19 protein-coding genes are annotated in these 19,645 nt (G+C 59.7%); 9 read left to right on the top strand and 10 right to left on the bottom strand.

Going from position 1 to position 19,645, the window contains the following annotated elements; translation table 11 throughout:
• The first annotated feature begins 5 nt into the window (after nt 1-5).
• The 3 genes from AC1DQM_RS16170 to rlmF all read left to right on the top strand — a co-directional run bounded on the left by AC1DQM_RS16170 (nt 6) and on the right by rlmF (nt 4,670).
• Entirely contained in the window at nt 6-389 is a 384-nt protein-coding gene (locus AC1DQM_RS16170) for a hypothetical protein (RefSeq protein WP_018927097.1), read from the top strand.
• 236 nt (nt 390-625) lie between these two features.
• Nucleotides 626-3,472 carry a valine--tRNA ligase gene (locus AC1DQM_RS16165; RefSeq protein ID WP_477746496.1) on the top strand — a complete coding sequence of 949 codons (2,847 nt, stop codon included), beginning with the start codon at nt 626-628 and terminating at the stop codon, nt 3,470-3,472.
• Nucleotides 3,473-3,647: 175 nt separating this feature from the next.
• Nucleotides 3,648-4,670, top strand: a complete 1,023-nt coding sequence (rlmF, locus tag AC1DQM_RS16160; RefSeq protein WP_018927099.1) for a 23S rRNA (adenine(1618)-N(6))-methyltransferase RlmF — start codon at nt 3,648-3,650, stop codon at nt 4,668-4,670.
• 100 nt (nt 4,671-4,770) lie between these two features.
• Here the strand turns inward: rlmF and AC1DQM_RS16155 are convergent, their stop codons facing one another.
• Nucleotides 4,771-5,052 carry an HU family DNA-binding protein gene (locus AC1DQM_RS16155; protein WP_007905514.1) on the bottom strand — a complete coding sequence of 94 codons (282 nt, stop codon included), beginning with the start codon at nt 5,050-5,052 and terminating at the stop codon, nt 4,771-4,773.
• 397 nt (nt 5,053-5,449) lie between these two features.
• Here AC1DQM_RS16155 and yejK point away from each other — a divergent pair, with 397 nt between their 5' ends.
• On the top strand, nt 5,450-6,454 hold the full coding sequence (yejK, locus tag AC1DQM_RS16150) for a nucleoid-associated protein YejK (RefSeq protein WP_018927100.1): 1,005 nt from the start codon (nt 5,450-5,452) through the stop codon (nt 6,452-6,454).
• The gene (locus tag AC1DQM_RS16145; protein ID WP_477746495.1) at nt 6,454-6,804 is read left to right on the top strand and encodes a glutaredoxin family protein; all 351 of its coding nucleotides are present in this window, start codon (nt 6,454-6,456) and stop codon (nt 6,802-6,804) included. Before yejK ends, AC1DQM_RS16145 begins: the two co-directional genes overlap by 1 nt.
• 152 nt (nt 6,805-6,956) lie before the next feature.
• Here AC1DQM_RS16145 and AC1DQM_RS16140 read toward each other — a convergent pair whose 3' ends face one another.
• The 5 genes from AC1DQM_RS16140 to AC1DQM_RS16120 form a co-directional block, all read right to left on the bottom strand.
• Nucleotides 6,957-7,892, bottom strand: a complete 936-nt coding sequence (locus tag AC1DQM_RS16140) for a glutathione S-transferase family protein (RefSeq protein WP_477746494.1) — start codon at nt 7,890-7,892, stop codon at nt 6,957-6,959.
• 88 nt (nt 7,893-7,980) lie between these two features.
• A complete protein-coding gene (locus tag AC1DQM_RS16135) occupies nt 7,981-8,301 on the bottom strand; it encodes a GIY-YIG nuclease family protein (RefSeq protein ID WP_018927103.1) in 321 nt (106 codons plus the stop codon).
• 40 nt (nt 8,302-8,341) lie between these two features.
• A complete protein-coding gene (locus AC1DQM_RS16130; protein ID WP_086944862.1) occupies nt 8,342-8,812 on the bottom strand; it encodes a nuclear transport factor 2 family protein in 471 nt (156 codons plus the stop codon).
• Between the two features lie 100 nt (nt 8,813-8,912).
• Nucleotides 8,913-10,229, bottom strand: coding sequence for a CynX/NimT family MFS transporter (locus AC1DQM_RS16125; RefSeq protein WP_477746493.1), 1,317 nt, complete (start codon nt 10,227-10,229; stop codon nt 8,913-8,915).
• On the bottom strand, nt 10,219-10,878 hold the full coding sequence (locus AC1DQM_RS16120) for a FadR/GntR family transcriptional regulator (RefSeq protein WP_028940339.1): 660 nt from the start codon (nt 10,876-10,878) through the stop codon (nt 10,219-10,221). The genes AC1DQM_RS16125 and AC1DQM_RS16120 overlap by 11 nt, the downstream gene beginning before the upstream one ends.
• 210 nt (nt 10,879-11,088) lie before the next feature.
• On the opposite strand from AC1DQM_RS16120, the gene AC1DQM_RS16115 reads away from it, so the two are divergent.
• Nucleotides 11,089-11,547 carry an REP-associated tyrosine transposase gene (locus AC1DQM_RS16115; protein ID WP_477746492.1) on the top strand — a complete coding sequence of 153 codons (459 nt, stop codon included), beginning with the start codon at nt 11,089-11,091 and terminating at the stop codon, nt 11,545-11,547.
• Between the two features lie 142 nt (nt 11,548-11,689).
• Here the strand turns inward: AC1DQM_RS16115 and AC1DQM_RS16110 are convergent, their stop codons facing one another.
• The 4 genes from AC1DQM_RS16110 to AC1DQM_RS16095 form a co-directional block, all read right to left on the bottom strand.
• The gene (locus tag AC1DQM_RS16110) at nt 11,690-12,454 is read right to left on the bottom strand and encodes an amino acid ABC transporter ATP-binding protein (protein WP_007936266.1); all 765 of its coding nucleotides are present in this window, start codon (nt 12,452-12,454) and stop codon (nt 11,690-11,692) included.
• 11 nt (nt 12,455-12,465) lie between these two features.
• Entirely contained in the window at nt 12,466-13,563 is a 1,098-nt protein-coding gene (locus AC1DQM_RS16105) for an amino acid ABC transporter permease (RefSeq protein ID WP_477746491.1), read from the bottom strand.
• A gap of 10 nt (nt 13,564-13,573) precedes the next feature.
• Entirely contained in the window at nt 13,574-14,755 is a 1,182-nt protein-coding gene (locus AC1DQM_RS16100) for an amino acid ABC transporter permease (protein ID WP_018927109.1), read from the bottom strand.
• Between the two features lie 65 nt (nt 14,756-14,820).
• A complete protein-coding gene (locus tag AC1DQM_RS16095) occupies nt 14,821-15,852 on the bottom strand; it encodes an amino acid ABC transporter substrate-binding protein (RefSeq protein WP_018927110.1) in 1,032 nt (343 codons plus the stop codon).
• 469 nt (nt 15,853-16,321) lie between these two features.
• Here AC1DQM_RS16095 and AC1DQM_RS16090 point away from each other — a divergent pair, with 469 nt between their 5' ends.
• From AC1DQM_RS16090 to AC1DQM_RS16080, 3 genes are all read left to right on the top strand, one after another.
• Nucleotides 16,322-16,978: an alpha/beta hydrolase gene (locus AC1DQM_RS16090; RefSeq protein WP_477746490.1), complete on the top strand. Its 657-nt coding sequence runs from the start codon at nt 16,322-16,324 to the stop codon at nt 16,976-16,978.
• Nucleotides 16,979-17,063: 85 nt separating this feature from the next.
• Nucleotides 17,064-18,551 carry an ATP-dependent RNA helicase RhlB gene (gene rhlB, locus AC1DQM_RS16085; RefSeq protein WP_018927112.1) on the top strand — a complete coding sequence of 496 codons (1,488 nt, stop codon included), beginning with the start codon at nt 17,064-17,066 and terminating at the stop codon, nt 18,549-18,551.
• Nucleotides 18,552-18,690: 139 nt separating this feature from the next.
• Nucleotides 18,691-19,638 (top strand): ornithine cyclodeaminase family protein, encoded by a 948-nt coding sequence (locus AC1DQM_RS16080; RefSeq protein WP_477746676.1) that lies wholly within the window; start codon nt 18,691-18,693, stop codon nt 19,636-19,638.
• The last annotated feature ends 7 nt before the right edge of the window (nt 19,639-19,645 follow it).

The raw sequence follows: 19,645 nt of genomic DNA, 5'->3' as shown, positions 1-19,645 counted from the left end.
TTCCGATGGACACTCCAAAACCACCGCAAAAGTCCGTGCACCTGCTGGAAGACCTTGAGTCGATCCGCCAACTGCTCGGCGATGACAACCTGCAACCGCCGTTGCTGACCGACGCCGTCATTGAAGGCGACCAGGAACAGATACCCATGCTGTTCGACACCGTCGGCCATGCGCCCCAGGTCGAACCGCCACCACCCGCCCCGGCCGCCCAGCCGGCTCCTGCCGCCAACAAGGGCCCCGATGCCCTGTTGCACCTGGATAGCGAGCTGCGCGCCGCCGCGCAATTGATCATGCAAGACGTGATCGACGACTTCGCCCCGCACATCGAAACCGAAATCAAACGCCGCCTTGATGCACGGATGGAACGGTTGCTTAGCCAGTACGAGTAACCTTGAGCCGAGCGGGCTTCCGTGGCGAGGGGGTTTACCCCCGTTGGGTCGCGAAGCGGCCCCAATATCTGCCATCGTGGTGCATCTGGCGCACCCACACATCGGTTTTACGACTGCTTCGCAGCCGAACGGGGGTAAACCCCCTCGCCACAGTCCGCCCCTGCTCGCCCTACGCCCCGTGCCCCGCTATACTTCCCGGCTTTTCCTGAATAAATGCCAATAGGGTCCCGCCGCGCATGGATAAGACCTACCAGCCGCACGCCATTGAAACTTCCTGGTACAACACCTGGGAGTCCGAGAACTACTTCGCCCCTCAAGGCGAGGGCGAGTCCTACACCATCATGATCCCGCCGCCGAACGTCACCGGCAGCCTGCACATGGGTCACGGCTTCAACAACGCGATCATGGACGCCCTGATCCGTTTCCGCCGCATGCAGGGTCGCAACACCCTGTGGCAGCCAGGCACCGACCACGCCGGTATCGCCACGCAAATGCTGGTGGAGCGTCAACTCGAAGCTCAGGGCCAGAATCGCCACGATCTGGGCCGTGAGAAATTCCTCGAGAAAGTCTGGGAATGGAAGGATCAGTCCGGCGGCAACATCAGCCGTCAGATCCGCCGCCTCGGCTCGTCCGTGGATTGGAGCCGTGAGCGCTTCACCATGGACGACGGCCTCTCGGAGGCGGTGAAAGAAGCCTTCGTGCGCCTGCACGAAGACGGTCTGATCTATCGCGGCAAGCGTCTGGTCAACTGGGACACCAAGCTGCACACGGCGATTTCCGACCTTGAAGTGGAAAACCACGACGAGAAAGGTTTCCTGTGGAACCTGAAGTACCCGCTGGCCGATGGCGCCAAAACCGCTGAAGGCAACGACTACCTGATCGTCGCGACCACGCGTCCGGAAACCATGCTCGGCGACGCCGCCGTGGCCGTTAACCCGAACGATGAACGCTACAAAGCCCTGATCGGCAAATTTGTCCAGCTGCCGCTGGTTGGCCGCCGCATCCCGATCATCGCCGACGATTACTGCGACCCTGAATTCGGCACCGGCTGCGTGAAAATCACCCCGGCCCACGATTTCAACGACTACGAAGTCGGCAAGCGCCACAACCTGCCGCTGCTGAACATCTTCGACAAAAACGCCCATGTGCTGCCTGCGGCCCAGGTGTTCAATCTCGACGGCACACTGAACGAGAGCATCGACGGCAAGATCCCGGCCGAATACGCCGGCCTCGACCGCTTCGAAGCGCGCAAGCAGATCGTGGCAGCGTTCGAAGCCGCCGGCCTGCTGGTCAGCGTCGACGACCACGCCCTGAAAGTGCCTAAAGGCGACCGCTCCGGCACCATCATCGAGCCGTGGCTGACCGACCAGTGGTACGTGTCCACCAAGCCATTGGCCGAGCCGGCCATCGCCGCGGTTGAAGACGGCCGCATTCAGTTCGTGCCAAAGCAGTACGAAAACATGTACTTCTCGTGGATGCGCGATATCCAGGACTGGTGCATCAGCCGTCAGCTGTGGTGGGGCCACCGGATTCCGGCCTGGTACGACGAGTCGGGCAAGGTCTACGTCGGTCGCGACGAAGCCGAAGTACGTGCCAAGCACAATCTCGGGCCGGATGTTGCGCTGCAACAAGACAACGACGTTCTGGATACCTGGTTCAGTTCGGGCCTGTGGACCTTCTCCACCCTCGGCTGGCCGGAGCAGACCGAATTCCTGAAGAAATTCCACTCCACCGACGTGCTGGTGACCGGTTTCGACATCATTTTCTTCTGGGTTGCCCGGATGATCATGCTCACCATGCACCTGGTGAAAAACGAAGACGGCACACCGCAGGTTCCGTTCAAGACTGTTTATGTGCACGGTCTGGTGCGTGATGGCCAGGGCCAGAAGATGTCCAAGTCCAAGGGCAACGTCCTGGACCCGCTGGATATCATCGACGGTATCGAGCTGGAAGATCTGGTGCAGAAACGCACCTCCGGCATGATGCAGCCGAAACTGGCGAAGAAGATCGAAAAGCAGACCCGCGACGAGTTCGCCGAAGGCATCGCCAGCTATGGCACCGACGCCCTGCGCTTCACCTTCTGCTCGCTAGCGTCCACCGGTCGTGACATCAAGTTCGACATGGGCCGCGTCGAAGGCTACCGCAACTTCTGCAACAAGATCTGGAACGCCGCGCGCTACGTGTTGGACAAAGGCGAAGACTGCGGCCAGAACGGCGAAGCCTATGAGCTGTCCCTGGCGGATCGCTGGATCATCTCGCAGTTGCAACGCACTGAAGCCGAAGTGACCCGTCAGCTCGATCAGTTCCGTTTCGACCTGGCGGCACAAGCCTTGTACGAGTTCATCTGGAACCAGTATTGCGACTGGTACCTGGAACTGTCCAAGCCTGTGCTGTGGGACGAAAACGCACCGGTCGAACGTCAGCGCGGCACCCGTCGCACTCTGGTTCGAGTGCTGGAAGTCGCTTTGCGCCTGGCTCACCCGTTCATGCCATTCATCACCGAAGAAATCTGGCAGCGCGTTGCGCCGCTGGCCGGTATTCAAGGCAAGACGATCATGCTGCAACCTTGGCCAGTGGCCGTTGAGGCACGCATCGACCAGGCTGCCGAAGACGATATCGAATGGCTCAAGGGTCTGATGCTCGGCACGCGTAACATTCGTGGCGAGATGAACATCGGTCCAGGCAAGCCGCTGAACCTGTTCCTGAAAAACGTCAGCGCCGAAGATCAGCGTCGACTCACCGAGAACGAAGCCCTGCTGAAGAAGCTGGCGCGCCTGGAATCGATCACTGTTCTGAAGGCAGGCGAAGAAGCTCCACTGTCCGCCACCGCACTGGTTGGCGAGATGGAAGTACTGGTGCCGATGGCCGGCCTGATCGACAAGGACGCCGAACTGGCGCGCCTGGACAAGGAAATCCTGCGTTTGCAGGGCGAAGTTCAGCGCGTCGGCGGCAAGCTGTCCAACGCCGGTTTCGTCGACAAGGCCCCGGCCGAAGTCATCGAGAAGGAACGTGCCAAACTGGCTGAAGCTGAACAGGCTTTGGGCAAGCTGGCGGAGCAACATGCGCGGATTGCCAGTTTGTAACGGCACATCGCAATAAAACAGGGAGGCCCCAGCGGCCTCCCTTTTTTATGCCCGCCACATACTCCCAAACACCCGTTGCCACAGGGACATGCAGCGATCTTCACAATTGGGTGACCAGCAGCTGGATGTGGGACAATACCCGCCACTTTTAGCCATACCCGAATCGACCTCGCCCATGACCGCCCCCAGCACACCCAAACCTGCGCGCAAAAAGCCTAAACCCGCGACCCCGGCCAAAGCCGTGGAGCCACGCGAGAAGGCCAGCCTGCACCCGCGCAATCGCCATCAGGGTCGTTACGACTTCCCGGCGCTGATCAAGAGCACGCCGGAACTGGCGAAGTTCGTGATCATCAATCCGTACGGCAAGGAGAGCATCGACTTCGCCAGCCCGGACGCGGTGCGAGTGTTCAACCGGGCGCTGCTCAAGGCGTTCTATGGCATCGCCCATTGGGACATCCCGGCCGACTACCTGTGCCCGCCAGTTCCGGGCCGTGCCGACTACGTGCACTTCCTGGCCGACCTGCTGGCCAGCGTCAACGACGGCGAGATCCCTCGCGGCGCGCCGGTCAAGGTGCTCGATATCGGCATGGGCGCCAACTGCGTCTATCCGCTGATCGGCTACAGCGACTACCGTTGGCACTTCCTCGGCTCGGAAATCGACCCGATAGCCGTAGCCTCAGCCAAAGCCATCGTGCAGTCCAACGGGCTGAACAAAGCCATCCAGCTTCGCCAGCAAACTAATCCCAAGCACATTCTGTTGGGCTTGCTCGAACCTGGCGAACGCTTTGACCTGACGATGTGCAACCCGCCGTTCCACGCCTCGATGGACGAGGCGACCAAGGGTAGCGTGCGTAAATGGCGCGCGCTGGGCCGCGCCGACCCAAAACGCAAACTGCCGGTGCTGAACTTTGGCGGGCAATCGGCCGAACTGTGGTGTGAAGGTGGCGAGGCACGGTTTGTGACGCAACTGATCGCCGAGAGCGCGCACTTTCAACACAAAGTGCTTTGGTTCAGCACCCTGGTCTCGAAAGCCTCGAACCTGCCGGCGATCCAGACGGCGCTGAAAAAGGCCGGCGTATTGGAAAGCCAGGTCGTGGAAATGTCCCAAGGGCAGAAGCAAAGTCGCTTCGTCGCCTGGACCTTCCAGACCAAATCCGAGCAACAGGTCTGGCGCGAGCGCTGGGCCCGCAAAAGCTGAGTAACAACCGAGACAGCGATTGAGCCTGATCAATCGCTGAATCGCAGACACAAAAAAACCGTGCCCGGATTGCTCCGGAGCACGGTTTTTTTAACAAGTCTTACTTGTTGACAGCGTCGGTCAGGCCTTTGGCCACAACCAGCTTGATCACTTTCTTGGCAGCGATTTCGATGGCAGCGCCAGTCGAAGGGTTGCGGCCGGTACGGGCAGGACGCTCAGTCACTTTCAGCTTGCCGATACCTGGCAGAGTGATTTCGCCGCCGTTTTCCAGCTGATCGGCAACGATTTGGCCCAGTTGGTCCAGAGCGTTACGCGCGGTGGTTTTTGGCGCGTCGATAGCTTCAGCGATGTCGGCGATCAGTTGGTCTTTAGTAAGAGCCATTGTAGTGTTCCTTCCCTATCAAATTCATATGGATTGCAGAGTGCAGTGTCAGCCATCGAGCCCGATCTTCTGGATCTGGCACCCTCGGCCATAACCACGACGAGTCGGGGTTATAGATACCGAAATCAGGGTTTGGTTCGACCTGACAAATGCTGAATGCACGCTTAACGCAGTGACTTCGCGTAAGACCGGGCAAAACTAGCACAGAGACGGGGAAATATCCGCCTCTAGCTACCCATTTGGTCAGCTTTATTGCTCTAAATCGGGAAAAAATCACATCAGGGTCGCCGGAGAGCTTCGAATTGCCCTTCGGACCACGCCAAAACCAGTGGTTGCGGTACACTGGGCGCTTTTTCGGGGGAGCACGCCCTCCTCTCTCCAATCAGCCGAGAAGCCCATGCCGATCCGTCATTGCATCGTCCACCTGATCGACAAAAAACCCGACGGCACACCCGCAGTTCTTCACGCCCGCGACTCTGAACTGGCTGAGTCCGCGGCCATCGAGAACATGCTCGCCGACTTGAACGAAAGCTATAACGCCAAACAGGGCAAAGCCTGGGGGCTGTTCCATCCGGAGTCCGGCGCGTTTCCATTCAGCGGCTGGCTGAAGGAATACCTCGACGGTGGTCGTGATTTCACGGCCTTCAGCCGGGTGGCGGTCGAACATCTGCAAAAGCTGATGGAAGAATCCAACCTCTCGGTCGGTGGCCATGTGCTGTTTGCGCATTACCAGCAAGGCATGACCGATTACCTGGCCATCGCCCTGCTGCACCACAGCGAAGGCGTGGCGGTGACCGATCAGCTGGACGTGACCCCTTCGCGACATCTGGACCTTGGCCAGTTGCACCTGGCGGCGCGGATAAACGTCTCCGAGTGGCAGAACAACAAGCAGTCCAAGCAGTACATCTCGTTCATCAAAGGCAAGAACGGCAAAAAGGTTTCGGAGTACTTCCGCGACTTCATCGGCTGCCAGGAAGGCGTCGACGGCCCCGGTGAAACCCGCACTCTGCTCAAGGCGTTCAGTGACTTCGTCGAAAGCGAAGACTTGCCGGAAGAGTCCGCGCGCGAGAAGACCAAGACCCTGGTGGATTACGCCAGCAGCCAGGCCAAAATGGGCGAGCCCATGGGCCTGGAAGAGTTGTCCGAACTGATCGACGAAGATCGCCCGAAAGCCTTCTACGATCACATCCGCAACAAGGACTACGGCCTGTCCCCGGAGATCCCGGCGGACAAGCGCACCCTGAACCAGTTCCGCCGCTTCACCGGCCGCGCCGAAGGCCTGTCGATCAGCTTCGAAGCGCACCTGCTGGGCTCGAAGATCGAATACGACGAAGAAGCCGGCACGTTGATCATCAAAGGCCTGCCGACCCAACTGACCGACCAGCTCAAGCGACGCAACTGATGCTCGGCGGCGTGTTGAAAAAATTCCTGCTGATCCTGCTGGTGGTCGTGGTTTACCAGAACTGGGGCAAGATCGAGCGGGTGCTTCACCCCTCGCAGGTGGTGTCCGAGCAGACCCAGGCCAAGGCCAACGTCGTGCTCTACGCCACTGACTGGTGCGGCTACTGCAAGCTGACCCGGCGCTTCCTCGATCAGAAAGGTATTCCGTACAAGGTATTCGATATCGAGAAGGATGCCGTGGCGCGCAAAGCCTATGAGGCACTCGGCGGACGCGGGATTCCGATCATCGATGTGAATGGAACGTTGATTCGCGGGTATGACCCGGACCAGGTGCTTGCGGCGCTGAAATAACCATCAGCTTCAAACAATCCTGTGGCGAGGGGGCTTGCCCCCGTTCGGCTGCGCAGCAGTCGCAATTTCCCGTGGATACGGTTTTCTCATCGAAATGCTGGGGCCGCTTCGCGACCCAACGGGGGCAAGCCCCCTCGCCACAGGTGCGTACGTCAGCAAGCCTCTATGCGAAACCCGAACCGCGGAAAGTGCACATGCACCACACCGGCCCGCTCGTCTTCACGGCGCAGAATCAACTCTTCGCTGCCGGCAAACATCAACTCACCCGCCACCGGATCAACCCCGTAATCGGTCGCTGCAATCACCACCTGCTGGCCAACCTCGAACCCGTTCGGCTCATCGAACTGCTCATCCGGCAACGGGGCCGGTGTGGCATTGCGGGCAATCTCTAGCGCTTGCTCGGCCGTCATCTCGCTGAATGCGCCATGACCAAAACCCATCACGCGGCCAAACCACGCCGAAACGGCCGGATAAGCATCCACTAACGGTGACGTCACGTGCGTCGCCTTGAGGAACCACAGCGAGTGAGCCAGGGCAAAGTCGGCAATCGACGGTTCGCCGAGCAGGAAGTCCCCCTGCTCACGCTCAAGCTGCTGCTCCAGACGCGCCATGATCGTTGGCCACTGATGCTTTGCCTGCTCGGCCGACAACCGAGTGGCACTGCCACCGCTGAACAAGCCGGAGCGATCGGCCAGAAATGCCTTGATCGCTTCCGGCGACAATTTGCCGAAGCGCACCGCTACCGATTCTGGCTGGAACACCAGGCTGACTGCATGCTGGAACACCACCGAATCGGCCCATGCCGCGAAGGTCGCCGTGACCATTTCCTGGCCTTCCGGGAAAAACGCCGGCGACGCTTTTTCCTGCTCCAGACGACGAGCGATCAACGCGGTGTCGCAATAGACATCAGCACCGATTTGCAACACCGGCGTCTTGCGGTAGCCGCCGGTCAGGGCCGTCAGGTCGGGCTTGGGCATCACCGGCGAGATCATCACAGAGCGCCAGGACAACCCCTTAAAGCCCAGCAGCAAACGGGCCTTTTCGGCGAAAGGGGACGTCGGGTAATGATGCAGAATCAACTCGGACATGCTCGGCTCCGCCGCTCGGATAAGGAGCCCGCAGCTTAGCGCGCAATCGGCAGGCAGCCTACCCATCTGCCTGATGGGCACTTATCAGTCAGATTGATAAGCCCGCAGCCGCACTCGCCACCAGACATTCCTTGGCGCTTTTCTTGAGTTTCTTGATCAAACGCTCCTGGCGCAGCGCTTCGCCTTTATCGCGGCAGCGCTCGGTATAAACCAGCGCCACGGCCGGGCTCGACAGGAAGAAGCGCGCGCCCTTGCCACTCTGATGGGTGGCGAAGCGACGTACGGGATCGTCGCTGATCCCGCAGTAGAGCGAACCATTGGCCGCGCGAACGAGGTAGACGAACCAGGGTTTGCTGACAGGCACCGACGGTTCGGCGGCAATGACGGAAGATTCGCTCGAGGTGCTCACGTGACGATCAAGGCTTGAAAGAAAACAAGCCGCGATCTTATCAGCGACTGGCCTGGAATGCCTTCAGGCCCTTCAAGGCCTGAGCACGCACGGCGTTTCTCACCACCGGCGTCCAGCCCAGCAACAGCCCTTTGAAACCCAGCGCCTGACGCGACCAGCGCCACAGATCAAAACTGTCGTGGTGCTCGCAGATCTTGCCGTCGCGAAACACGAAACGCGCCTGAATGTCGTTGACCACGATATTGCCGGTCTGGCTGAACAGGTACGTCGCCACCCAATGGGCGCCGCCAGTGCGCTCATCGCTGCGCACGTTATCGAAGGTCAGGGAGAAGTCCTTGGCGCGGGTGGTGAGCATGCGCCACATATCGCCGGCATCGCGCCCGCGCAGCTCGCCGAACGCCGGATCACTGAACACCACGTCGTCGGTATAGCAGGCGCTCATGGCCTCGGCATCCAGCCGCTGAAAGGCTTGGTAGAACCGGGTGATCAAGGCGTCGTGGGCGTCACTCATGGGCAGGCTCCGGAAAATAGGCAGATTGCCAGCACGATAATCTGCAAACGGACGAAACACCATCAGCATTCGCCCCCCGAATACCGACAGTGTGTGCGAATCAGATCTTTTCGCTTTCGACCTGCACATACAGCGAACGCCCTGCGCCGAGGCCGGCGATGATCGCGCCGAGACCGATCACGCCGAAGATCCAGCCCAGCGCGGTCCAGTCGCCAGTCCAGTCATGCACCACACCGACCGCGAACGGCCCCATGGATGCCAGCGTGTAGCCGAAACCCTGGGCCATGCTCGACAGGTTGGCGGCGACATGGGCATCCCTCGAGCGCAGCACAATCAGGGTCAATGCCAGGCTGAACGTAGCGCCCTGCCCCAGTCCCAGCAGGATTGCCCAGCCCCAAAGGCCGTCGATCGGCGCATACAGGCAACCGAACAAGCCGCCGAGGGTCATTGCCATGACGATCACGATCGCCAGCCGCTGATCCTTGCCACGGGTCGCCAGCCACGGTGCGGCCAGCGAGCTGATCAACTGGACAATCACCGAACCCGACAGCACCAGACCGGCCTGGGTTGGCGTCAGACCGCGACCGATCAGAATCGACGGCAGCCAACCGAATACGATGTAAGCCAGAGACGATTGCAGGCCCATGTACAAGGTCACTTGCCAGGCCAGCGGATCGCGCAACAGGCCTCGGACCCGATAGGCAACGTTATGTGCGCCGTGTTTCTGACCGACTTGCGGCAGCCAGAACATCGCCGCGACCAAGGCCGGAACCACCCAGAAGCCAAGGCCCAGCGCCCAACTCTTGTCGAAATGTTCGCTCAACGGCACGGTCGCGCCGGCCGCCATGGCCGCGCCCAGGCACAGGGCCATGGTGTAGACGCCGGTCATGGTGCCGGCCTGTTTCGGGAAGTCGCGCTTGACGATGCCGGGCAGCAGCACGCCGATCACCCCGATGCTGGCGCCAGCCAGCACGCTGCCGGCGAACAGGCCGACCTCGCCGAACGAGCTGCGCAAAATGATCCCGCCGGCCAGCATCAGGAGAATCCCCAACACCACCCGTTCGGCACCAAAACGTCGCGCAAGCACCGGCGCCAACGGCGCGAACAGACCGAGGCAAAGCACCGGCAAGGTGGTCAGCAAACCGGCCTGGGCAGCCGATAGCCCCAGTGTTTTCGAGACCTCGCTGAGCATCGGCGCCATGCTCGACAGCGCCGGACGCAAGTTCAGCGCCACCAGAATCAGCCCCAGCAACAACAGCCATGGGCGCCGCAGGAGCGGGTGACTTCGCTGAACCTCTGCATCATCGGCCTCGGCGTCGATCAACAGCTCTTCGAGCTCCGCCGTCCGCTTGAGCTCGGTGATGCGGCTGTGGCTCGCCTGCTGACTGGGCATCGGGTTCTCGGTTTCAAGGTTCATTGATCAATTGCCTCATCAGGGCTTTGGCCCGTTCCGGGTCGCGTTGTTCGACGGCATCGAGCAGCTCGATATGCAGGTCGAACACCGCTTGGCGTCGGGGGGTGACGTTCAGGGTCTGACGCAACTGCGCACCCACGACACTGGAAAAGTAGCGATACAGCTCGCTGAGGGTCGGGTTGTGCGCCGCGTCCACCAGACGACGGTGAAACACCAGGTCACAGGCGATGTAGGTGTCGAGATCGCCGTGGTAGTGACTGCCGCTGACGCCCAGCGCCTCGCGCAACGCCACCAGGTCTTCATCGGTGCGGCGTAACGCAGCCAGACCGATGGCTTCGACTTCCAGAATGTGCCGGGTTTCCCGAGCCTGTTCCTGAGAGCAGCGGGACAGCGCCTTCATCGTATCCAAAGGATCGACTACCGCCCGCACGTAGCTGCCGTCGCCCTGGCGGATCTCGATCAACCCGGAAAACGCCAACACGCGCATGGCTTCGCGCACGGTGTTGCGACTGATGCCCAGCTCCGTCGCCAATTCCGGCTCGGTGGGCAAGCGCTGGCCGACCGTCCAGACACCTTGATTAATGCGCAGGCGCAACTGGTCCAGGGCCTGATCGACCAAGGACCGTTTAATTAATGGAGAAATATCTGACATAGAATTCGCCCTTTCATCCAATCATAGGATGAATTTTCTGACATGTTAGTCAGCTTCGTCCGACAAGGCAACGGGCTCACGCAAACCCTGTAGGAGCCGGCTTGCTGGCGATGGCGATCGTACCGACACATTCAGAACTGAACTTTGGCAATGCCCCTCACTATTGCGTACTAGCCTTCTGTTTCTCTCAAAACACAGGAGGGCAATGGAATGCCCGATCTTCCCCATGCCAATCGCTTACGCGCCGGACGTTATTCCCAAACCGGCCAAATCTACCTGCTGACAGCTGTCACCTGGAATCGCACCCCGTTTTTTACTGACTGGCGGGCAGGACGTCTGGTGGTAGACCACTTTCGTCAGGCGCAGACAGAAGAATGGGTCGATTCCCTCGCCTGGGTGGTGATGCCCGACCATTTTCATTGGCTGGTCGAACTGAAGAACAACTCGTTGTCGGCGTTGGTGCTGGCAACCAAATCGCGCAGCGCGCGGGCGGTAAACGCGCGACTGGAGCGCAGAGGGATGGTATGGCAGAGAGGTTTCCATGATCGCGCGATTCGCCGTGAAGCGGATCTGCAAGCGGTCGCCCGATACATCGTTGCCAATCCATTGCGTGCGGGGCTTGTCACACGTGTGCACGATTACCCATTGAGGGATGCCAAATGGCTATAGCCGGGATACTCGGTGGCGTCTGGTATGCCGCCATCGCCAGCAAGCCGACTCCTACAGGGTTCGCGGTCAGCAGGTGGAGCGTTTCATTGGAGCAAAAAAAACCCGGAACAGAGTCCGGGTTTATTTCACTGCCAAGCGTCTATCAATGCAGGATCTGGCTCAGGAACAACTTCGTCCGCTCGTTCTGCGGGTTGTCGAAGAAGTCGTTCGGCGCAGCCTGCTCGACGATTTCACCCTTGTCCATGAAGATCACGCGGTTGGCCACGGTACGGGCGAAGCCCATTTCGTGGGTCACGCAGAGCATGGTCATGCCGTCTTCGGCCAGGCCGATCATGGTGTCCAGAACCTCTTTCACCATCTCCGGGTCGAGTGCCGACGTCGGTTCGTCGAACAGCATGATTTTCGGTTTCATGCACAGGGCACGGGCAATCGCCACACGCTGTTGCTGACCACCGGACAGTTGCCCCGGGTATTTATGCGCCTGCTCTGGAATGCGTACGCGCTCCAGGTAATGCATGGCGATTTCTTCGGCCTTGCGCTTGGGCATCTTGCGTACCCACATCGGCGCCAAGGTGCAGTTCTGCAGAATGGTCAGGTGCGGGAACAGGTTGAAGTGCTGGAACACCATGCCGACTTCACGACGGATCGCTTCGATCTGCTTGAGGTCGTTGGTCAGTTCCACGCCATCGACCACGATACGGCCCTGCTGGTGTTCTTCCAGGCGATTGAGGCAACGGATGGTGGTGGATTTGCCGGAACCCGACGGGCCGCACAGCACGATACGCTCGCCCTGCTTGACGTTCAGGTTGATGTCTTTCAACACGTGGAACTGGCCGTACCACTTGTTTACGCCCTGCATCTGAATAATGCCTTGAGGACTCACAGGCTGTTTGATCGCTTCACTCATAAACTACGCTCCTAACGCTTGTGGCCAGTGTCCAGCTTGCGTTCCAAATGCATGGAATAGCGGGACATACCAAAACAGAAAATCCAGAACACCAGGGCCGCGAACACATAGCCTTCTGTGGCCATGCCCAGCCATTTCGGGTCGGCGGCGGCTTGCTTGACGCTGTTGAGCAAGTCGAACAGGCCGATGATGATCACCAGGCTCGTGTCCTTGAACAGCGCAATGAAGGTGTTGACGATGCCAGGGATTACCAGCTTCAGGGCTTGCGGCAAAATCACCAGGCCCATGCTGCGCCAGTAACCGAGGCCCATTGCCGCAGCCGCTTCGTACTGACCTTTAGGGATCGCTTGCAGACCGCCACGCACCACCTCGGCGATGTAGGCCGACTGGAACAGGATCACGCCGATCAACGCACGCAGCAATTTGTCGAAGTTCATGCCTTCGGGCAGGAACAACGGCAACATCACCGACGACATGAACAGCACCGTGATCAACGGCACACCGCGCCAGAACTCGATGAAGGTCACGCAGACCACGCGAATCGCTGGCAGGTTCGAGCGACGGCCCAGGGCCAGCAAGATACCCAGCGGCAGTGCGCCGACGATACCAACGGTAGCGATCACCAGGGTCAGCATCAGGCCGCCCCACTGGCTGGTCGCCACCTGGCTCAGACCGAATACACCACCGTGCAGCAGGAGGTAGGCAATGATCGGATAGAGCACCAGAAAGCTCAGGCCGTAGATTGCCTTGTGCGGAACACGTGCGATGAACAACGGCGCCACGCCGATGACTGCCAGCCACACGGTCAGGTCCACGCGCCAGCGCAAGTCCACCGGGTAGTAGCCATACATGAACTGGCCGAAGCGCTGCTCAATGAACACCCAGCAGGCGCCGGCCTTGGTGCAATCGGCGCGAGTGGTGCCGACCCAATTGGCGTCGAGAATCGCCCAGCTCACGAGAGGCGGAACTATCAGGTAAATCAGATAGAACGCGAACAGCGTCAGCAGGGTGTTGATCCAGCTGGAAAACATGTGCGCCCGCATCCACGCCACGACACCGATGCTGCTGCTCGGTGGAGGCATGTCGGGTTTGAAAGTATGAGTCGTCATGCGCTCTTCCTTACCGCTCGATCAGCGCAATGCGCTTGTTGTACCAGTTCATCAGCAGGGAAATGCTGATACTGATCGCCAGGTACACGCTCATGGTGATGGCAATGACTTCGATCGCCTGTCCGGTCTGGTTCAGCACCGTACCGGCAAACAACGACACCATCTCCGGATAACCGATACCGGCCGCCAGCGAGGAGTTTTTCGCCAGGTTCAGGTATTGGCTGGTCAGCGGCGGAATGATCACACGCAGGGCTTGCGGGATGATCACCTTGCGCAGGGTCGGACCGTTGCGCAGCCCCAGCGAGTGAGCCGCTTCGGTCTGGCCGTGGCTGACCGACTTGATGCCCGAACGCACGATTTCGGCGATGAACGCCGCGGTGTACACCGTCAGGGCCAGGGTCAGTGCCAGCAGTTCAGGGATCAGCACCCAGCCGCCTACAAAGTTGAAACCTTGCAGCTGTGGCATTTCCCAATGCAGCGGCGCGCCGAAGATCAATGCGCACAACGCAGGGATCACCAGGAACATCGCCAGGCCTACCCAGAATTTGTGGAACGGTACGCCGGTCTCTTCGAAACGCTTGTTGGCCCAGCGGCACATCAGCACGATCGCGACAATGGCCACGACGATGCTCGCCACAAACGGCCAGAAACCGTTCGCTATCAACGCTGCCGGCATGTTCAGGCCGCGGCTGCTGACGAAGAAGGTGTCGCCGAAGTTATGGCTATTGCGCGGCCCTGGCATGGTGAGAAACACCGCGAAGTACCAGAACAGGATTTGCAGCAGCGGCGGAATGTTACGGAAGACCTCGACATAAACCGTCGCCATCTTGGCAATGATCCAGTTCTTCGAGAGTCGTGCCACACCGACGATGAAACCGAGGATCGTCGCCAGGATCACGCCGATGAACGTCACCAGCAAGGTGTTGAGCAGGCCGATGACAAACACCCGGGCATAACTGTCCGATTCGGTGTAGTCGATCAGGTGCTGAGCGATGCCGAAACCGGCGCTGCGCTCAAGAAAGCTAAAACCGGAGGTAATGCCCCGGTGTTGCAGGTTGGTTTGAGTGTTGTCGAACAGGTACCAACCCATCCCGACCACGGCGAGAACCGTAATGATCTGAAACAGCCACGCACGCACTCGCGGATCGCTGAGGCTGAACCTCTGCTTTGGTGCGCCGATTGAATTTTGCATGAAGTGCCCCGGAAATAATGGAACAGAACATCACCCGGTGGTTGGCCCACCGGGCGATAGAACCATCAGCGCACTGGTGGTGCGTATTGAATGCCGCCGTTGGTCCACAGGGCGTTCAAGCCACGATCGATTTCCAGCGGAGTGCCCTTGCCGAGGTTTCTCTCGAAGACTTCGCCGTAGTTACCAACCTGCTTGACGATTTTCACCACCCAGTCTTTCGGCAGCTTCAGATCCTTGCCGTACTCACCGTCGGCGCCCAGCAGACGAGCAACGTCCGGGTTCTTGGTCGACTTGGCTTCTGCCTCGACGTTCTTCGAAGAGATACCGGCTTCTTCGGCGTTGAGCATCGCATAGCCAACCCAACGAACGATTGCCAGCCACTCATCGTCGCCGTTACGCACGACCGGCCCCAAAGGCTCTTTGGAGATGGTTTCAGGCAGAACGATGTAATCTTTCGGCGAGGCCAGTTTGCTGCGCTGTGCATACAACTGGGACTTGTCGGAGGTCAGCACGTCGCAACGACCGGATTCCAGCGACTTGGCGCTTTCATCGGAAGTGTCGAAGGTGATCGGGGTGTACTTCAGGCCGTTGGCGCGGAAGTAGTCGGACACGTTCAGCTCGGTGGTGGTACCGGCTTGAATACAGATGGTCGCGCCATCCAGTTCCTTGGCACTTTTCACGCCCAGCTTGCTGTTGGCCAGGAAGCCTACGCCGTCGTAATAGGTGATGAAGCCAGGAAACTTCAGGCCCATGCCCGCATCACGGGAGCTGGTCATGGTGGAGTTGCGCGACAGCATGTCGATTTCGCCGGATTGCAGAGCAGTGAAACGCTCCTTGGCATTCAACTGGCTGAATTTGACCTTGGTCGCATCACCAAACACTGCAGCAGCTACAGCGCGGCAGAAGTCAGCATCGATGCCAACGATCTTGCCGGTAGAGTCCGGAACCGAGAAACCCGGCAAACCGTCACTCACACCGCACTGTACAAAACCTTTCTTCTGCACTGCATCCAGGGTTGCACCCGCCTGAGCGAACCCACTGACACCGAGCACTGCAGCTGCAGTCACGACGGCCAGGGTGGATTTCAACATCTTCATTCAAACCTCCAGTTTTGCTCTTGTTGTGTCGGAGCTTGAGCCCTGTCGCACCCTTTTGAGGCGTTGCTGACCCTTGTTGGCTTTTTTTAGGGTCAACCGACGTAAGGACCGTCGCTATGAGTCTAGTAGGAGAAAATCCACATCATGGATAACTCACTTCTCACCAATCGGCCGAACGGGCTGTAGCCCTTTCACGTTCGCGAAGCCCGTAGCGGCCACTGGCGAACATCCATCACCGGATTCTTTGCTATCCCACGACTAGCCATACACTGATAGTGTTACCGCCAGGCACGAGATTGGTTGCACAGGGTTCCCCATAGCAAAGCCCGTACCAGACCGCTCGCTAAAGCGTTTCAGCGACAGGTCAATAGCAAAACTTTCAACCTTGCGACATCTTCTTAACTGATCAACCCATCGCGCACTCCAACCTTGCACTTAATGAGCGCGCATGCACAACAATGGAGCAGACATGACCGAGCCCCTGATTCTTCAACCCGTCAAGCCCGCAGACGCCTGCGTAATCTGGCTGCATGGGCTGGGTGCCGACCGCTACGATTTTTTGCCGGTAGCTGAAGCGCTACAGGAAAACCTGCTCACTACCCGTTTCGTTTTGCCCCAGGCCCCGACGCGCGCTGTCACCATTAATGGTGGCTACGAGATGCCAAGCTGGTACGACATATTGGCCATGAGCCCGGCACGCGCCATCAGCCGCGAGCAGTTGGAGGAGTCCGCGCAACGGGTCGTGGACTTGATTGAAGTGCAGAAGGCCAGCGGAATAGACGCCTCGCGGATCTTTCTCGCCGGTTTTTCCCAGGGCGGCGCCGTGGTATTGCACACAGCCTTCCTGAAATGGCAGGGGCCGCTGGGCGGTGTACTTGCGCTCTCGACTTATGCGCCGACCTTCAGCGATGAACTGGAGCTTTCCGCCAGCCAGCAGCGCGTTCCCGTGTTGTCGTTGCATGGTCAGTATGATGACGTCGTGCAAAACTCCATGGGCCGGACCGCCTACGAGTATTTAAAGCAGCATGGTGTCACCGCGACATGGCAGGAATACCCAATGGGCCACGAAGTGTTACCCGAAGAAATTCGCGACATCGGCGTCTGGCTCGCCGAGCGTTTGCGCTAAAAGCTACCCTTTGATCCATCGCACTACGCCGCGCCCGATTCTTGCATTACACTGGCCGGCGTACATTCCTTAACCAATTGATGAGATGACCGTGCTCAAAGCACTCAAGAAAATGTTCGGTAAAAGCGAGGCTGAGCAGCTCGCGCCAGGCTCCAGCGCTCCTTCTCATACCCCCAGCCACCGTACCGACGGTAATCAGCCTGGCCGGACCGCAACCGTAGCGGCACCGAAACACGAGCCGGTGACCACACCGACCGCCCCCTCTGCTCCGGCCATTGCCTCTGAACAGCCGCGCAGCGAAGCCCCGAAACCGGCAAAACCACGCCGCGAACCGAAGCCAAAGGCGCCGGTCATCCCCTGGAAACTCGAAGACTTCGTCGTCGAACCCCAGGAAGGCAAAACCCGCTTCCACGATTTCAAACTTGCCCCCGAGCTGATGCACGCCATTCAGGACCTGGGCTTTCCTTATTGCACGCCGATCCAGGCGCAGGTGCTTGGCTTCACCCTCGCGGGCAAAGACGCCATCGGTCGCGCCCAGACCGGTACCGGCAAAACCGCCGCGTTCCTGATTTCGATCATCACGCAGCTGCTGCAAACCCCGCCACCCAAAGAACGCTACATGGGTGAACCGCGAGCATTGATCATCGCCCCGACCCGGGAACTGGTAGTGCAAATCGCCAAGGACGCGGCCGACCTGACCAAGTACACCGGCCTCAACGTCATGACGTTTGTCGGCGGCATGGACTTCGACAAGCAGCTCAAGCACCTCGAAGCCCGTCACTGCGACATCCTCGTGGCCACTCCGGGCCGCTTGCTCGACTTCAACCAGCGCGGCGACGTGCACCTGGACATGGTCGAAGTCATGGTGCTGGACGAAGCCGACCGGATGCTCGACATGGGTTTCATCCCGCAAGTGCGTCAGATCATTCGCCAGACTCCACCGAAGAACGAGCGTCAGACGCTGCTGTTCTCCGCGACCTTCACCGACGACGTGATGAACCTGGCCAAGCAATGGACCACCGACCCGTCGATCGTCGAGATCGAAGCGCAGAACGTGGCCAGCGAAAACGTCGAGCAACACATCTACGCGGTGGCCGGCGCCGACAAGTACAAACTGCTCTATAACCTGGTCAACGATAACGGCTGGGAACGGGTGATGGTCTTCGCCAACCGCAAGGACGAAGTGCGGCGCATCGAAGAACGCCTGGTGCGCGATGGCGTCAACGCGGCGCAACTGTCTGGCGATGTGCCGCAGCACAAGCGCATCAAGACCCTGGAAGGTTTCCGCGAAGGCAAGATCCGCGTGCTGGTCGCCACTGATGTGGCCGGTCGCGGCATTCACATCGACGGCATCAGCCACGTAATCAACTTCACCCTGCCGGAAGTCCCGGACGACTACGTGCACCGCATCGGTCGTACTGGCCGTGCCGGCGCCGATGGTGTGTCCATCAGCTTTGCCGGTGAAGACGACTCCTACCAGCTACCGTCCATCGAGGCGTTGTTGGGTCGCAAGATCAGCTGTGAAACGCCACCGACGCATCTGCTGCGGGCGGTTGAGCGCAAGCGCCCATAACACGGGTCGCAGAATAAAAGGCGCAGCCGGAAACGGACTGCGCTTTTTTTTCGTCCGGTTTTTTCAGCAGGAGCTTGCTCGGCACAACTAAAAGTCCATAATGGACAAATTAGTTTACTTCCAGCACCCGGAGCCGACCATGCCCAGCACGCCTTACGTGATCACCCAACCCCAGGCCCGCGAACTGTTGGCGCAAGTCGACGTGCCGCAGATCCTGCACAAGCTGTTCCGCGACCTGGCCGCCGGGCAAGCCGTGCAACCGGCCCAGCAGTTGGTGGAATTCCCCAAAGGTGCCGGGGACTTCATCAACTACTTGGGCGTGCTGGCCGAAGACGGCGTGTATGGCGTCAAGACATCGCCCTACATCGTGCGTGAGCAAGGCCCATTGGTGACCGCCTGGACGCTGTTGATGTCGATGCAGACCGGCCAGCCGCTGCTGCTCTGCGATGCCGGTGAACTGACCACCGCACGCACCGCGGCGACGACAGCAGTGTCGGTCGATGCCCTCGCACCGCTGAAAGCCCAACGCCTGGCGATCATCGGCAGCGGCAAAGTGGCCCAGGCGCACCTGCACTATGTGAAGAACCTGCGAGACTGGCAAAGCATCAGCCTGTATTCACCGAGCTTGCGCGGCAAGAACGCCGAAGCGCTGGCGCAACTCGAAAGCCTCGATCCACGGCTGACCCTCGCCGACAGTTGCGAAACCGCGATTCAAGACGCCGATGTGATCATGCTTTGTACTTCGTCCGCCGGCCCGGTGATCGACCCGTCCATGTTGAGCAAACCGGCACTGATCACGTCCATCAGCACCAATGCTCCGCGTGCCCATGAAGTGCCGCCGCAGAGCCTCAATGACATGCAGGTATTCTGCGACTATCGCCAGACCACCCCGGGCTCGGCCGGCGAAATGCTGATCGCCGGTGAACAGCATGGCTGGGACAAGCGCTCGATAGTCGGCGACCTGCCCGACTTGCTCAGCGGAAAAGTGCAGCGCCCGGACTACGACCGACCTGTGTTCTTCCGCTCCATCGGCCTGGGCCTGGAAGACATCGCACTGGCCAATGCCATTTACCGCCTACTGGGCTAACACCCGT

Source organism: Pseudomonas sp. 01L34 (genome assembly GCF_056400265.1).
The sequence above is the reverse complement of the archived record's forward strand: the minus strand, read 5'-3'. Positions and strand labels throughout refer to the sequence as shown.

Coding starts and splice junctions, on each gene's coding strand:
- AC1DQM_RS16115 (WP_477746492.1), top strand. CDS start 11,089: ATGCCCGATCTTCCCCATGCCAATCGCTTACGCGCCGGACGTTATTCC.
- AC1DQM_RS16130 (WP_086944862.1), bottom strand. CDS start 8,812: ATGAGTGACGCCCACGACGCCTTGATCACCCGGTTCTACCAAGCCTTT.
- AC1DQM_RS16100 (WP_018927109.1), bottom strand. CDS start 14,755: ATGCAAAATTCAATCGGCGCACCAAAGCAGAGGTTCAGCCTCAGCGAT.
- AC1DQM_RS16110 (WP_007936266.1), bottom strand. CDS start 12,454: ATGAGTGAAGCGATCAAACAGCCTGTGAGTCCTCAAGGCATTATTCAG.
- AC1DQM_RS16090 (WP_477746490.1), top strand. CDS start 16,322: ATGACCGAGCCCCTGATTCTTCAACCCGTCAAGCCCGCAGACGCCTGC.
- AC1DQM_RS16080 (WP_477746676.1), top strand. CDS start 18,691: ATGCCCAGCACGCCTTACGTGATCACCCAACCCCAGGCCCGCGAACTG.
- AC1DQM_RS16140 (WP_477746494.1), bottom strand. CDS start 7,892: ATGTCCGAGTTGATTCTGCATCATTACCCGACGTCCCCTTTCGCCGAA.
- AC1DQM_RS16165 (WP_477746496.1), top strand. CDS start 626: ATGGATAAGACCTACCAGCCGCACGCCATTGAAACTTCCTGGTACAAC.
- AC1DQM_RS16170 (WP_018927097.1), top strand. CDS start 6: ATGGACACTCCAAAACCACCGCAAAAGTCCGTGCACCTGCTGGAAGAC.
- AC1DQM_RS16120 (WP_028940339.1), bottom strand. CDS start 10,878: ATGTCAGATATTTCTCCATTAATTAAACGGTCCTTGGTCGATCAGGCC.
- yejK (WP_018927100.1), top strand. CDS start 5,450: ATGCCGATCCGTCATTGCATCGTCCACCTGATCGACAAAAAACCCGAC.
- rlmF (WP_018927099.1), top strand. CDS start 3,648: ATGACCGCCCCCAGCACACCCAAACCTGCGCGCAAAAAGCCTAAACCC.
- AC1DQM_RS16155 (WP_007905514.1), bottom strand. CDS start 5,052: ATGGCTCTTACTAAAGACCAACTGATCGCCGACATCGCTGAAGCTATC.
- AC1DQM_RS16105 (WP_477746491.1), bottom strand. CDS start 13,563: ATGACGACTCATACTTTCAAACCCGACATGCCTCCACCGAGCAGCAGC.
- AC1DQM_RS16125 (WP_477746493.1), bottom strand. CDS start 10,229: ATGAACCTTGAAACCGAGAACCCGATGCCCAGTCAGCAGGCGAGCCAC.
- rhlB (WP_018927112.1), top strand. CDS start 17,064: ATGACCGTGCTCAAAGCACTCAAGAAAATGTTCGGTAAAAGCGAGGCT.
- AC1DQM_RS16095 (WP_018927110.1), bottom strand. CDS start 15,852: ATGAAGATGTTGAAATCCACCCTGGCCGTCGTGACTGCAGCTGCAGTG.
- AC1DQM_RS16145 (WP_477746495.1), top strand. CDS start 6,454: ATGCTCGGCGGCGTGTTGAAAAAATTCCTGCTGATCCTGCTGGTGGTC.